The sequence below is a fragment of the Trueperella sp. genome (assembly GCF_043424875.1).
Lineage (GTDB): Bacteria > Actinomycetota > Actinomycetes > Actinomycetales > Actinomycetaceae > Trueperella.
On sequence record NZ_JBHWPL010000067.1, the window covers coordinates 19,398 to 33,590 of the forward strand.

Sequence of the window (14,193 nt, forward strand, 5' to 3'; positions counted from 1 at the left end):
GCAATGCCGGTCACGTTTTATCAGGATGTGAGATGTGCGCTCAGGCGCGGCGCCTAGGGCAGTGCCTAGGGCACGTCCGCCTGAACGAACCGACCAAAGCCACGAACCTCGACCCGGCCGTCGTCGGCGCGCACAAACACAGCCTGGCCGGTGTTGAGCACGTGGTGCTGGCCGGACTCCGTCCAGATCTCGGCGGCGCCCTCGAGGCTGACGATGATACGCGGGCCTCCGCCGCGCAGTTTGAAGGCGCGATGCGCCTGGCGCAGTTCGATCATCGACAGCTCGAAGTCGTCGACGGGCGCGTAGAACGTGGATTGGATGGGCGAGATACGTTCGGGCGCAATGCGGATCGGCGGCGCGGCCACGGTTTCCACGACGTCGAGCAGCTCGGCCACGTCCACGTACTTGCCGGTGAGCCCGGCGCGCAACACGTTGTCCGAATTCGCCATGATCTCCAGCCCGAGCCCCGACGCGTAAGCGTGCACGGTTCCGGCCGGCGTGAACATGGCCTCCCCCGGCTGAAGGGTCACAGGGTTCAGCAGCAGCGAGGCGACGATCCCGGGATCCCCCTCGTAATATGAGGCGAGCTTGCCGACCATGACGTCGGCGCGCGGCGAGGGCGAATCGTCGGCCGTTCGCGCGGCGCACGCCTCCACGACCTCCGCCACCGCCTCCTCGGGCGGCCGGGTCTCTTCAGTAAGAAGCGAGGCAAACGCGTCGCGTACCCCGTGCGCGTTGGGTTGCTTGCGGATGCATTCGGCAAGATGCGCAGTGAGCTCCGTGTCGAGCCCGTCGAGCACGCCGAGGATCCGCCGCGGCGTGCGAAATCCGACGATCGCCTCGAACTGCGTCACCGCATACACGAGCTCGGGCTTGTGATTCGCGTCTTTATACGAGCGGTTGGGAGCGTCCACGGGAATCCCGAGCGCATTCTCGCGCTCGTATCCGATCCGCGCCTGCTCGATCGAGGGATGCACCTGCATCGAAATCGGCTGAGCCGGCGCGATGAGCTTTAACAGGTAGGGCAGCTCTCCGCCGTGATTATTCACGACGTCGGAGCCGAGAGTTCCGATGGGATCCGCGGCGATGTATGCGCGCAGGTCAGTCCCGATGGTTGCTCGCGAGCGCGCTCCGCGCTCGCCGTCGGCAAGATCCTCGGAGCTGATCGCGATCGAGCGCGCGTCCACCTCGCACCGCGCGGGAGCACCCGGGTGCGCGCCGAGCCAGAGCTCGGCCACGGGGAAGGTGGTGGCGGGCTGGGCGAAGAATTCCGGAATGAGATCCGGCGCTCCCCAGTCGTAATCGCGTACGCGCCCTTGGATGACGTGCATGGAGTGGCTTAGTCCTCGATGATGTCCATGTCGTCGAGTACGGGATCCGTCTGATCCCAGACCTTACCCTGCGGCGTCACGTCGGTTTCGGAATGGGCGCCACAGCCGTGGTCAAGCGAGACCACCTGACCGTCAAACGCGGACCATTCGTTTGCGCATACGCCAAAGAGCTGGCGCGCAGATCCGCCCATATGCATGAGGTATCCGCACGTGGAGCAGTTGGCCTTGGCCGCGCGAGTGGCCTGATTCTTCGGGCCGCCGTCACCCTCGTACCAGCGCTTGAACGCGGCCGTGCGGCCCTGATCGGACAGCACGCGGGGGCGCCCGAGGCCCATCTCAAACTCGGCAATATGATCGGCGTCCACGCCGGTGGCTTCAAAGCCCTCGTCGAGGTCCGGATCGTCGTTGGCCTGCAGGTTCGCATCGTCTGGCTGGTAGGGCAGACGGTCCGTTCCGCTGACGTCCCCCGGGCGCACGCGCTCAGCCCACGGCACCCAATCGGGCGCGAGGAGGGCGTCCGGGCCGGGCAGGAGCGAGACCTCATCGACCTTCGGGGTGCGCCCGTGCGGCACGCGCGAGAGCGTGACCGTCCAGAACCAGCCCGTGTAGCCGGGTAGCAGGCAGGTAAAGGCGTGGGTGACCACCCGGTCGCCTTCTTGCACCACACCAGCATGATCACCGACGCTCGACGTGTGGGCCACGTCCTGAAGCGCCTCGTAGGCCACGTCCACGGCCTTCGCGAGGGTCTTTTCCTTGGTGATGTTCTGGGTGGGGTTAATTCGATTAGACATCAAAATCCTCAGCGAGCGCTCGCAGGGCTTGGGCAATACGCGGGCCGCCGTCGGGATAGCGCCCGCGGCGAAGCGACGTGGAAGCCGAATCGAGAATCTTGATCAGATCCTCAATGATCGGAACCAAATCTTCAGGCGAGCGGCGATTGGCTGCCGCCAGCGACTTCTGCTTCTCAACAACCGTCACCTGCAACGCGGCCGGGCCGCGGCGGGTTTCACCAACTCCGTACTCGACGCGAGTTCCCGGGCGCAGACGTGCGCCGATCGGCACGGAACTGGCCGGAAGGTAGACTTCCTGACCGTCGTCGCCGGAAATAAAACCGAAGCCCTTCTTGTCGTCGAAGAACTTCACCTTTCCAGTAGGCACCTGACGCTCTCTTTCATAACTATTGAAATACTCCCCCTATTATGGCACTTTCTGGCGCGGGGTGTTCCATCGCCTTCCGTCTCACATCCTGACCGCGGGGAGCGCTCCACTACGCCAAAGGCGCAGAAATCGGATGTCCAACTTTCAATCTTGGTATCTTGATGTTGCATGCCACACGCGTGCCCGTCGTCTGGAGGTTCTATTGAAGAAGACTCACCTTGCCGCCGCTGGCCTTTTCGCACTCGGTGCCGTGCTCATGCCATCCACCGCGCTCGCTGCGCCGCCGATGGATCTCGAGTCGAACTTTACCGACGACGCCGACATCGCAAGTAACGACGCCGAGATCGAGTCGGCCCTCGATGCCATCCCCGGCGACGACCTGTGGATCGTCACGGTTGATAATACCGACGGCAAGGGCGTGCAGGAGTGGGCGGTCGACACACATTCGACGTCCGGCCTCGAGCGTCACGATGGCGTGTTTGTGGTCTCGATTGAAAACTCCGAGGTTGGCTGGCACGCACCTGGCTCCGCGCCCGGGGTCTCACACACGACGATCGACAAGGCACTGACCGACGAGGTCATGGAGATGTTCAGCGCGGGCAACTGGGACGAGGGCCTCCTCTCGTTCGCACAGAACGTCGAGGCCGTGGTCGGCGGCGACAACCCGGTTGTCGGCGGACCCGAGCCCTTCCCGTGGCTGGCCGTTGGCGGAGGCGCCCTCGCCGTCGCAGGTGGCGCGGCCGGCGTCTCGACCCTGCGCAAGCGCCGCAGCGCAGCCGAACTCGAGTCAAGCGCTGACAAGAAGGTTCAGATAGCCTCCAGCGAGCTCCTTGAGACTGACGACGAGGTGCGGGCGGCAACCGCCGAGCTTGAGTTTGCCCGAGCCGAGTTCGGCCTCGAGGCCACCCAGGATTTCCAAAAGACCCTCGTCACCGCGCGAGAGGCGACTCAAGAGGCTTTCCAGATTCACGGGCAGCTTCACGACGTCAAGCCGGAGACTCCCAAGCAGAAGGAGTCGATGGCTGCGAAGATCAGCGAGCTCGTCACCACCGCTCAGGAGGCGCTTGCCGAGCACACGAAGCAGTTCTCGCAGCTACGCGATCTCGCGGCGAACGCGGATTCTAAGGTGGCGGAGATCGAGACGCGCATGAGCGAAATCGCCGGCCGTTCCGATCTTGGCCGTCGCACGCTGAAGAACCTTGAGGTCAACTACCCGGCCTCGGCGCTCGAGACTCTGCGCACCTACCCCGATCAGGTCGCTCACCTGCTTCAGGCCACCGAAGAATCGCTCACGGCCGCACGCGAGGAGCTCGAGGCTGACGATCGCAACGGAGCCGTGCCCTACATTCGCATGGCCGAGGGAACGCTGAATCAGGCGTCGCAGCTCAATGAGACCGTTCTTGACGCTCCGCGCGTGCTCGAAGAAAAGCAGCAGGAGGTAGCCAAGCAGATCGAGTCCCTCTCCTCCGACATCGCGGACGCGAACCGTCTGGCGGCCGATGATGCCTCGGTGACCCCGCTGCGCGTGACGGCCGAAGAGGTTGTTCGCCGCGCGAACGCTGGCCAGACCGATCCCTTCCGCATAGCAGAGGAGCTTCACGACGCCGAGACGAATATCGACCTTGCGCTCGAACCCTTCCGCCAGGCCGATGAGAATCGCAAGAAGTTGGAACTCGACGCCGAACGCGCACGCGGCCTCGCCGCAACTTCGATCCGGGAGGCCGATCAGGCCATCTCGCGCTACCGCTCATCCACCCGCTCCGGTGCACGCGAACAGCTCTCTCGCGCCGAGAGCGATTACGCAGCAGCGAACGCACTGTCCGATCCTCAGGAAAAGATTCGCCTCTACGTCTCTGCACGCCAGGCGGCTAACCGGGCACGCCAAGCCGTCTTCAATGACATCGATCAGTCCTACCGCAACGGCCCCTACGGCTCAGGCCGATACCGCTCCTCCGGCGATGATTCCTTCGCGGGCGCGATGGCCGGATCAATCATCGGCGGCCTCGCCCGCGGCATGATCCTCGGCGGAATGAGCGGTGGCTTTGGCGGCTCAAGCGGCCGCTCTCGAGGCGGCTTCGGCGGAGGCTTCGGTGGAGGCAGAAGCTTCGGCGGAGGCGGCGGAGCCACCGGAGGGCGTCGCGGTTTCTAGCCGCTACCGGCCGGCGTCGTTAGTTTTGTTCATCTACCAACAAGAGTAAATCAATCAGAAAGGTCACTCTCATGGCAGAAAAGCAGTCCATCCTTGGACGTATCTCCCAGTTGGCAAAGGCCAACATCAACGCGCTGATCGACCGCGCGGAAGATCCCCAGAAGATGCTCGATCAGATGGTTCGTGACTACACGAATTCCATCGCCGAGGCTGAGGACGCCGTGGCCGTGACCGTCGGCAACCTGCGCCTTGCGGAGGCTGACTACAACGAGGACATCTCCTCGGCGCGCGAGTGGGGCCAGAAGGCTCAGGCCGCCGTGAACAAGGCGAAGGAGATGCGCGAGTCGGGCAACGAGGAGGGCGCTGGCAAGTTCGACAACCTCGCACGCGTGGCTCTCGAGCGTCAGATCCAGTACGAGGGTGAGGCACGCGCTGCCGAGCCGATGATCACCTCGCAGCAGGAAGTCGTTGACAAGCTCAAGGATGGCCTCAACGTCATGCGCGGCAAGCTCGACGAGCTCAAGAACAAGCGCGACCAGCTCGTTGCTCGTCAGAAGTCCGCCGAGGCGCAGAACCGCGTTCAGGACGCCATCGGCTCGATCAACGTCCTCGACCCGACCTCCGAGCTCTCGCGCTTCGAGGATCGCGTGCGCCGCCAGGAAGCTATCGCCGCGGGCCGCGCCGAGGTCGCCGCGTCGTCGCTGGACGAGCAGTTCGCCGAGCTTGAGTCCTCCACGGAAACGACGGAAGTGGAGGCGCGCCTTGCCGCCCTTCAGTCCGGTGAGGAGCCCAAGGCCATCGAGGGCCGGGAATTCACCGATTACTAAACGCGCACCCTGATCCAGTAACCATGCTGGCCAGAGGTATACACGCACGGACCGCCCCGGTTGGGAAAGATCTCAGTCTCAATTTGAGAGAAACTCCTAATCGGGGCGGTCTTTTGTCCGAATTAGGCTAGACTCCACGTATGTATCTGCTCATCGACGGCGAGAATATTGATGCCACCCTCGGGGTGAACATCCTCAAGCGCGCACCACACCCAGAAGAACGCCCACGCTGGGATCGCGTCCTGAAGTACGATCCATGGGCGGAGGATGAGCCGCAGGCCGCCGACTCGGATGAGTGCACGACGTGCGACGAGCGCGCCGCATCGGGCCTGTTCTTCCTCAACGCCAAGCAGCGCACGGCCATGACCTTCGTGCAGGCGCTACTTGCCATCGGCTGGCAGCCCATTCTCCTGACCTCCGAGGAGCCGCACGTGAAGATCGTGGACGCGGGCATTCAAAAGACGTTGACGGCCATTCAAGAGTCGCGCCCGGGCGCGGATATCGTCATTGCCTCCCACGACGTCGACTACCTTCCGCACCTGTCGAGCCTGCTCGACGCCGGCCACCGCGTTGCGATCATCTGCTTCCGCGAGTACCTCTCGGCGCAGCTGGCCGAGCTCGAGGACCGCGGGCTGAAGATCGTTGACTTGGAATACGACGTCGGCGCGTTCAACCAGATGCTCCACCGCATCTACCCGATCGATCTGCGCGATTTCGATCCGGTGGTCTACCTCTAGGCTTTCGCAGGCTGGGTTCCGTTTTCTTGCGGACGAGTTATCGCCGCGCCCATTTTTGGGGCAAGATTGACGTATGGTCGCACAGCTAGGAAACGATAAGCCCGAGGCAAAGATTTTGGTGGTCGACGACGAGCCCACCATTCGCGAGCTCCTCTCGGCATCATTACGCTTCGCCGGATTCGATGTTGCCACCGCCCAAGATGGCGCCGAGGCGATCCGTGTGGAGCGCGACTTTCAAGCCGACCTCGTGGTGCTCGACATCATGCTCCCCGACATGGACGGATTCGAAGTTCTCGCCGAACTGCGCGAGCGTGAACCGAACCTTCCTGTGCTATTCCTGACGGCGAAAGACGACGTGCAAGATCGCGTGCGTGGCCTCGAGGTCGGCGCCGATGATTACGTCACCAAGCCGTTCTCGCTCGAAGAGGTCGTGGCTCGCATTCACGCGATCTTGCGCCGCACCGCGCCCGAGATGAACGAGACGGAGATCCTGCGTTACCACGACCTCGAAATGGATGAGGACTCCTACGAGGTGCGCCGGGCCGGGCGAGACGTGGAGCTTTCCCCCACCGAGTACCAGCTGCTGCGCTACCTGCTCATCAACGCCGAGCGTGTGGTCTCCAAGATCCAGATCCTCGAGCACGTGTGGGATTACAACTGGGAGGGCGAGGCGTCGATCGTCGAGTCCTACATCTCCTATCTGCGCCGTAAGATCGATAGTGCGGAGGCCCTCGGCATCACCGACCCCGAGGAAGCGGCCGCGCTTGAGCCACTCATCCACACCAAGCGCGGGATTGGATACGTGCTCCGGCGAGCAAAATGACAGCCACGCATTTTCGAGATCACCGGCCCACACCGAAGGTGTGGCGGACTCTTTCTGTCCGCATCGTCTTTGCCTTCATGGTGCTCATGGCGTTCGTGCTCATCACGATTTCCTGGCTCGCCACGGTGACCCTGCGCGGCTCCCTCATCGACGAGACAGATCGGAACCTGCGGTCATCAGGCCGGACGATGGCCACGGTGACGATCGAGCAGCTCCTCGACGATTCCCAGTCTCAGGTGTTGCCGAACGAGTTCTTCCTCTACATCACCTATAACAATCCGTACGAGACCGAGTCCGCTACCCAATTCACGGTCGTCAACCCGATCATTGCGGAGGAGAACGGCTCGCCCGCCAATCCGGCAGAGCTCGCCCAGCGCCCCACATCCGCGCCGTTTACCGTGCCGTCCACGCTCGAGGATCAAGAGTGGCGCATTATTACCGCGGATCTCACCTACTCCCCCACGAATCTGACCTCGGTGGGCTCGGTGGTGATCGGGCTCCCGCTGGAGCCCATCGAGGAGACGGTACGTAACCTCGCGGGCGCGCTCGCCACCCTGGTGCTCATCACCCTCGTGCTCGGCGCGCTCGCCGCCTACCTGCTGGTCGACCAATCGCTGACGGGCCTGCGAGACATCGAGCGAGCCACCCACGAGGTCGCCGCCCGAAATCTCTCGGTTCGCGTGCCCACCGGCACGGACGGCTCTGAGGTTGCGCTGCTCGGCGAGTCCATTAATCGCATGCTCTCCCGAGTCGAGGAGTCCTTCGACGCTCAGGCGGCCTCGGAAAAGCGCATGCGCCAGTTCGTCTCCGACGCCTCGCACGAGCTTCGCACCCCGCTCGCCACTATTCGCGGCTACGCCGAGCTGTATCGCCTCGGCGGCGTTCCCGACGACGGCGTTGAGCTCGCCATGTCCCGCATCGAGTCCGAGTCCGAGCGCATGGCGCACCTCGTTGACGATCTGCTCCAGCTCGCCCGCCTGGACGAGCGCCGCAAGATCCACATGCAGTCGGTGGATCTGGCCACCACCGCGCTCAACACCGTCCAAGATTTCCACGTGCGCGCCCCGGACTGGCCCGCGGACGTCATCGGGCTCGACGGCGGCGAGCCGACCGCCGTCGTCGTGACAGCCGATCAGGAAAAGGTCACGCAGGTCATCACGAACCTCATGTCGAACGTGCTCACGCATACGCCCGAGGGGACGCCGCTCGAGGTGGCTGTCGGGGTGGATCCGGAGAGGCCGGACGTCGGCGTCGTCGAGGTTCGCGACCACGGCCCGGGCATCTCACCCGAAGAATCCGAGCGCCTTTTCGAGCGCTTCTACAGGACGGATGCCTCGCGCTCGCGCGTCAGCGGCGGATCGGGCCTCGGGCTCGCGATCGTCTCCGCGATCATGGCGATCCACGACGGGCAGGCATCCGTGCACGAGACCCCGGGCGGCGGCCTGACAATTCGACTCGAATTCCCCGGCGTGCACACGGACGCGGGCACCGAGCCCGACGACGGCCCGAGATAAGTACGCCCGCAGGCGACAACGCAGCGTCATCGGGCGATAACACCGCGCTTCCAGAACCCCAGCAGAACCCCAGCAGCCGCGGCGCGAAGAGCCGACGCTTATTCGCCGGGAAGCTCAGGGTTCGCGGTGCCCTGATCGAGCATCTCGATGATCTGGCGGCGAACTCGGCCCATGAAGTCATCCACACTTTCGTCGTCGAGGGCCTTCATAGGGGCGCCGATGTACATGCTGACCGGCGGGCGATTCGGCGTCGGCAATACGGCGCCCACGGGCATCGCGTCGTGTCCGCCGCTCATGGCGAGCGGGACGATCGGGATATCAAACTTGATGGCGAGCGCTGCGGCGCCGGTCTTGAACTCGCCCAGCTCGCCGTCGCGCGAGCGCGTGCCCTCCGGAAAAATGAGGATCGGGATGCCGTCACGAAGAAGCCGCGAGGTCATGCCCTTCGCGCGCCCGGCGTTCGGATCTCGCGAGTTGGACTTGCGCTCGATGGGATAGGTGTTGAAGAACACCGAGGTCAGCTTCGACACCGTGGGCTTGCGGTAGAAATAGTCGGCCGCCGCGCCCGTGGCGAGCCGGTCGGTCATGTGGTCTGGCAGCAGGGTGAAGACCATGGGCGCATCGAGATGCGAGGAATGGTTGCCCACCACGATGTATGCACCATCGAGGCCCTCGACGTTCTCCCGCCCGGACACGCTCGTGTTGAGCAGGCTCTTGATCACCGGACGCGTCAAAAACTTCCGCACCCCGCGGCGCGTCTTCTTTTTCGACTCCGAATGGTAGTCGTCGAGCGGATGAAGTTCGCTCATCGACGTCCCTTATTTAGCTTCTTCACGGCTGCTGCAATCACGGGAGCGGGCAGGTGCCGAGCGAGGAAGCCGATGGCTTTAAAACGCTTCGACGGGGTCGAGGTGGTCTTGCCCTTGTCCACGTCTTCAAGGCATTCGGCCACGACGCGGTCGGCGTCCAGCCACAGCCAGCTTGGGATCGACGACGTCGCCACCCCGGATCGCTCGTGGAACTCGGTGCGCACCCATCCGGGGATGAACGACACGACCTGAACGCCGTGCTTGCCAACCTCGATCGCGAGCGAATCGGACCAGACTCGGATAAATGACTTGATCGCAGAGTACGCGCCCATCGGGGCCGCGCCAGCCATCGACGACGTATTGATGATGACGCCCTCGCCGCGCTCTTTCATCGCGGCAGCGGCCGCGCCGCCGATGACCATCGGCGCGAGAGCCATGAGCTGCGTGCCGGCCAGCAGGGCGGTCGCGTCCGCCGTCGCCATGCGCGTATACAGCCCGGCGCCGGCGTTGTTCACAAGGACGTTAATCGGGGAATCCGTGGAGCCGACGCGTTCGGCGACTGCCTGCACGCCGTCGTCGGTGCTCAAATCGGCTGGCAGAACCTCCACGTCCACGCCGAGTTCGCGTAGCTCGCGGGCCGTTTCGTCAAGGCGCTCCGGGTTGCGGGCAGCCAGGACGAGATCGAGGCCGCGGCGCGCAAGGTGGCGCGCAAACGTGAGGCCAAGGCCCGAGGAGCCACCGGTGATCAGTGCGCGACCATGCAAAGGTGAGAAATCAGCCATATGTCCTACGTTCGTCCGCTGAGAAAGCGATGGGAAAGTCCTACGATTTAGATAATAGCCATTCTAGGTAGAATCGCGGCAGTCCTCGAACTGATGGAGTGAGATGTCTCGAATAGAAGTGCCCGCGTGGGTCACACAATCCTTTGTGCGATCCGCGTCCGCGGTGGGTGCGACCTCCTCGCGCGCGCAGATTGAGCAGGCGTGCGCGGAGTTTATTGAATTATGGTCGACGCCGGAGCGTCGCTTTCACGATACGCGCCACCTATTCGACCTGCTCACTCGCGTTGACAGGCTCGCACCGGAGGCACACAACGCCGACGTGGTGCGGCTGGCCGCCTGGGGGCACGGGTGTATGTTCAGCACGCGTGATCAGGTTGCCTACACGCGCAACGGCGGTGAGGACCGCGCCGAGTCTGCGCGCGTAAGTTCAGAGATCTTCCGCGGGCTCGGGATTCCGGATGCGGTTGTGGAGCAGGTGTCCAACCTCATCGCCGGTATGCGGCAGCACGCGGTGCCGGTGCAAGACAACGGCGTTTTCGAGGCGGAGGACATGGATCTGCACGTGCTCGCCGACGCCCACCTGGGCTTCCTAGCGAACCAGCCGCAAAAGTACCGCACCTACATGGCCACCGTACGCGAGGAATACGCTCACATCCCCGCACGTGATTTCGTAGCCGCACGCCTCGAGATCGTCACCCGCCTGTTGCAGCGCAAGAGGTTATTCGCGACGCCGCTGGCCGCCGACTGGGAGGATGCCGCCCGGCAAAACCTCGAGTCTGAAAAGGCGCGGCTAACCGCGGAGCTTGAGCCGGACCAGCCGGCTGGCGAGCCTGCGCAGCCCGCCGAGGCATTGGCGCCCGAGGCCGACGACGCCGAACGGGTGAGCCGGCCGAATGTGGCGCCGTCACAAGCCGTGTACGGCGGATCATCGCTGGAGGAGCCCTCGGCGGACCTCGAGCCGGGGTCGCCGACCAAGGTGTTGACCCCGGAGGAGGCGAAGCAGGCGCGCAGGGACGACGTCGCGCGCGCCTCGCGCGAACGAACGGAGCGCGCCCGCGAAAAGGCCACGGGCAGGGCTCCCGACAACGAGGGCCGCGACACCGAGGACCCCGATAGCCAAGACCTCTCGATCGAGAACACCACTTACGAGGCTACCGCTCCGGACGCCGCTCCCAAGGCCGACGAAGACGATGACGTCCCCTCGGGGCTCGTCGACTAACTCACGCCAAAGGCCCGGGGTACGCCATGTGGTGTACCCCGGGCCTTTCGCCGGGCTGTGCCCGGAAGAGGTGGCTTAGAACATGCCGCCTGCCGCAGCAGCTGCGGCGTCATCGGCGCCGCCAGCCGGCTCCGGCTTGTTCGCAACGACTGCCTCAGTGGTGAGGAACAGACCTGCGATCGACGCTGCGTTCTGGAGTGCTGAGCGGGTGACCTTGACCGGGTCGGCGATGCCGGCCGAGAGAAGATCAACGTAATCGCCGGTTGCGGCGTTCAGGCCCTCGCCCGCCGGGAGCGAGCGAACCTTCTCTGCAACGACGCCGCCCTCAAGGCCAGCGTTCTCAGCGATCTGCTTCAGCGGCGATTCGACGGCGTAGCGGACGATGTTTGCGCCCGTTGCCTCGTCGCCCTCGAGACCGAGGTTCTCGAATGCCTTGTCAGCGGCCTGAAGGAGTGCCACGCCGCCACCGGCGACGATGCCTTCTTCAATAGCAGCCTTAGCGTTGAGCACGGCATCTTCGATGCGCTGCTTGCGCTCCTTGAGCTCGACCTCCGTTGCCGCACCCGACTTGATGACGGCCACGCCGCCTGCGAGCTTGGCGAGGCGCTCCTGGAGCTTCTCGCGGTCGTAATCCGAGGTGGAGTTCTCGATCTGGGTCTTGATGACCGAGACGCGACCATCGATGTCGTCCTTGGTCCCTGCGCCGTCGACGATCGTGGTCGAATCCTTGGTCATGACGACCTTGCGAGCCTGGCCGAGCATCGAGATGTCGGCGTTTTCGAGCTTGAGGCCGACGGTCTCGGAGATGACCTGGCCACCCGTGAGAACGGCCATGTCCTGAAGCATTTCCTTGCGGCGGTCGCCGAAGCCCGGAGCCTTGACGGCGGCGGACTTGAAGATGCCACGGATCTTGTTGACGACGAGCGTTGCGAGCGCCTCGCCCTCGATGTCCTCAGCAATGATGACGAGCGGCTTGCTGGTCTGCATGACCTTTTCGAGCAGCGGCAGCAGATCCTTCATGTTCGAGATCTTCGACTCGACGAGCAGGATGTACGCATCCTCGAGCACGACTTCCTGGCGCTCGGCGTCGGTCACGAAGTACGGGGAGAGGTAACCCTTGTCGAAGGACATGCCCTCGGTGAGCTCGAGCTCGGTGCCGAACGTGTTGGACTCTTCAACGGTCACAACACCTTCCTTGCCAACCTTGTCGAGTGCCTCGGCGATGAGTTCGCCGATCTCCTTGTCGCCCGCGGAGATTGCTGCGGTTGCGGCGATCTCTTCGGTGGTCTCGATTTCCTTGGCGTCCTCGAGCAGCTGCTTGACGACTGCGGCCACGGCCACGTCAATGCCACGGCGAAGCGCGATCGGGTTGGCGCCGGCAACGACGTTGCGCAGGCCTTCCTTGACGAGTGCCTGCGCGAGAACGGTTGCGGTGGTCGTGCCGTCACCTGCGACGTCGTCGGTCTTCTTAGCGACTTCCTTGACCAGCTCTGCGCCGATCGACTCGAACGGATCCTCGAGCTCAATCTCCTTGGCGATCGAGACGCCGTCGTTCGTGATCGACGGTGCACCCCATGCCTTGTCCAGGACGACGTTGCGGCCCTTGGGGCCAAGCGTTACCTTGACGGTGTTGGCGAGCATGTCGAGGCCTCGCTCCATACCGCGGCGCGCTTCTTCATCAAAGTGAATAATCTTTGCCATGCGTATCTAATTCCTCCACGAAAGTGGTCTTCCAGCCGATGCCCGCGACGGACGGTGTGCGCCTGACCGTTCATGTCCCGGCCCCTTGCACGCCTCATCGACTGCACAATTATCACTCTCACCTCGAGAGTGCCAGTTAAGATTCTGGCACTCGAACTCGGAGAGTGCAAATTGGCGCCACGGATTAGGAAGTGAGTTTCACCGATGGCAAAAGATTGAGTCGATGTCTATCAACTTTAGCGGGCTAAGGCTCGTGCGACGAATCCGGCCGCTAACGCATGACAGCGACGATCGACACCTGATATGCGCCGGCAAGATCCGCGTTTTCGACGACGTTCGCGACGCCGAGCGCCTCGGCCGCCGCTTGCGCTGTGCCTTCGTATTCGGGCGCGGAGTAGTAAATCGTGGACTCGGCGGGCTCTGCGCCGCCCTGATAGTCGGCAACAAGGACGTTGCCGAAGCCATGATCCTGCAAGACCGCCTGATTTTCGCCAGCGAATCCGGCTGTGCCCCGGCCGTTGAGGACGAGAATTTGGTGGTTCATGTCCGGCACAGCGACCGGCTCGTCAGTGGGCTCTGGCTCCTCCGTCGGCTCGACCGTGGCCGCGTCAGTTGAGTCGGCGCCGTCGGGGCCGTCCGCACCAGCGACGTCCTCGCCTTGCGTGCCCGCGGCGTCCTCGCCATCGACGGGAGCGGTTGTCTGCTCGGTGGCATCCGGCGTCGTCTCCGCGTCGCTGCCAGACATCGCGTTGCCGAGCAAAATACCCACGATCGGGGCGAGGATGAGCACGGCCAATAGCGCAAGAAGCCACGGGCGCGCGTTAGATGGACGCCTGTGGGCACCGGTTGTGGTGCGCTCAGCAGCCAGCCGGTCAAATTCGTCTTCAGGATAATTTTCAGCCACGGCCCTAGCCTACCGCTAATGGCGCGGAATGCGAGATTCCACGCGGTTAGTGCACGGTTCCCCGTCTCTCCTCAAGGCGCCGATCGCGTAACCTGCGAAGCCGATCCACGAGCACGGGATCGGCACGCCACAACCTCTCCGAATCCAGCAGGTGCGTGAGCAGGAGGTGATACTTCAGCGGGCTCATCTTCATCACTCGCCGAATCGCCTGATCGCGGGTCTTTCCGTGGTGCCACCAC

Annotated in this window: 14 protein-coding genes; 6 read left to right on the top strand and 8 right to left on the bottom strand. The window is 63.9% G+C overall.

All coding sequences use genetic code 11. The annotated features are described in order from the left end of the window. Positions 1-65: 65 nt before the first annotated feature. The 3 genes from manA to ACHFFR_RS06335 are packed head-to-tail and all read right to left on the bottom strand — an operon-like array spanning position 66 to position 2,489. The gene (gene manA / locus ACHFFR_RS06325; protein WP_394263421.1) at positions 66-1,331 is read right to left on the bottom strand and encodes a mannose-6-phosphate isomerase, class I; all 1,266 of its coding nucleotides are present in this window, start codon (positions 1,329-1,331) and stop codon (positions 66-68) included. An 8-nt stretch (positions 1,332-1,339) separates the two neighbouring features. Beyond that, the gene (locus ACHFFR_RS06330; protein ID WP_394263422.1) at positions 1,340-2,122 is read right to left on the bottom strand and encodes a DUF3027 domain-containing protein; all 783 of its coding nucleotides are present in this window, start codon (positions 2,120-2,122) and stop codon (positions 1,340-1,342) included. Then, on the bottom strand, positions 2,115-2,489 hold the full coding sequence (locus ACHFFR_RS06335; protein WP_394263423.1) for a cold-shock protein: 375 nt from the start codon (positions 2,487-2,489) through the stop codon (positions 2,115-2,117). Before ACHFFR_RS06335 ends, ACHFFR_RS06330 begins: the two co-directional genes overlap by 8 nt. Before the next feature lie 202 nt (positions 2,490-2,691). Between ACHFFR_RS06335 and ACHFFR_RS06340 the strand changes: the two genes are divergently transcribed. From ACHFFR_RS06340 to ACHFFR_RS06360, 5 genes are all read left to right on the top strand, one after another. Further along, complete coding sequence (locus ACHFFR_RS06340) at positions 2,692-4,638, top strand: TPM domain-containing protein (RefSeq protein ID WP_394263424.1); 1,947 nt, start codon at positions 2,692-2,694, stop codon at positions 4,636-4,638. 71 nt (positions 4,639-4,709) lie between these two features. Beyond that, the gene (locus ACHFFR_RS06345) at positions 4,710-5,465 is read left to right on the top strand and encodes a PspA/IM30 family protein (RefSeq protein WP_394263425.1); all 756 of its coding nucleotides are present in this window, start codon (positions 4,710-4,712) and stop codon (positions 5,463-5,465) included. 140 nt (positions 5,466-5,605) lie between these two features. After that, positions 5,606-6,202 carry a nuclease gene (locus tag ACHFFR_RS06350; RefSeq protein WP_394263426.1) on the top strand — a complete coding sequence of 199 codons (597 nt, stop codon included), beginning with the start codon at positions 5,606-5,608 and terminating at the stop codon, positions 6,200-6,202. 73 nt (positions 6,203-6,275) lie between these two features. After that, positions 6,276-7,025, top strand: coding sequence for a response regulator transcription factor (locus ACHFFR_RS06355; protein WP_394263427.1), 750 nt, complete (start codon positions 6,276-6,278; stop codon positions 7,023-7,025). Between the two features lie 38 nt (positions 7,026-7,063). After that, positions 7,064-8,539, top strand: a complete 1,476-nt coding sequence (locus ACHFFR_RS06360) for an ATP-binding protein (protein ID WP_394263428.1) — start codon at positions 7,064-7,066, stop codon at positions 8,537-8,539. Positions 8,540-8,637: 98 nt separating this feature from the next. On the opposite strand, the gene ACHFFR_RS06365 is transcribed toward ACHFFR_RS06360, so the two are convergent. Both ACHFFR_RS06365 and ACHFFR_RS06370 read right to left on the bottom strand, forming a co-directional pair. Then, positions 8,638-9,348, bottom strand: a complete 711-nt coding sequence (locus tag ACHFFR_RS06365) for a lysophospholipid acyltransferase family protein (RefSeq protein ID WP_394263429.1) — start codon at positions 9,346-9,348, stop codon at positions 8,638-8,640. Next, positions 9,345-10,130: an SDR family NAD(P)-dependent oxidoreductase gene (locus tag ACHFFR_RS06370; RefSeq protein WP_394263430.1), complete on the bottom strand. Its 786-nt coding sequence runs from the start codon at positions 10,128-10,130 to the stop codon at positions 9,345-9,347. The genes ACHFFR_RS06365 and ACHFFR_RS06370 overlap by 4 nt, the downstream gene beginning before the upstream one ends. Before the next feature lie 103 nt (positions 10,131-10,233). On the opposite strand from ACHFFR_RS06370, the gene ACHFFR_RS06375 reads away from it, so the two are divergent. Then, positions 10,234-11,349 (top strand): hypothetical protein, encoded by a 1,116-nt coding sequence (locus tag ACHFFR_RS06375; RefSeq protein WP_394263431.1) that lies wholly within the window; start codon positions 10,234-10,236, stop codon positions 11,347-11,349. 75 nt (positions 11,350-11,424) lie between these two features. Here ACHFFR_RS06375 and groL read toward each other — a convergent pair whose 3' ends face one another. The 3 genes from groL to ACHFFR_RS06390 form a co-directional block, all read right to left on the bottom strand. Next, positions 11,425-13,050 (bottom strand): chaperonin GroEL, encoded by a 1,626-nt coding sequence (groL, locus tag ACHFFR_RS06380; RefSeq protein WP_394263432.1) that lies wholly within the window; start codon positions 13,048-13,050, stop codon positions 11,425-11,427. A 271-nt stretch (positions 13,051-13,321) separates the two neighbouring features. Further along, positions 13,322-13,954 carry a LytR C-terminal domain-containing protein gene (locus tag ACHFFR_RS06385; RefSeq protein ID WP_394263433.1) on the bottom strand — a complete coding sequence of 211 codons (633 nt, stop codon included), beginning with the start codon at positions 13,952-13,954 and terminating at the stop codon, positions 13,322-13,324. Positions 13,955-14,000: 46 nt separating this feature from the next. Beyond that, positions 14,001-14,193: DUF3263 domain-containing protein (locus tag ACHFFR_RS06390; protein ID WP_394263434.1), on the bottom strand; the 193-nt coding region annotated here is incomplete at its 5' end.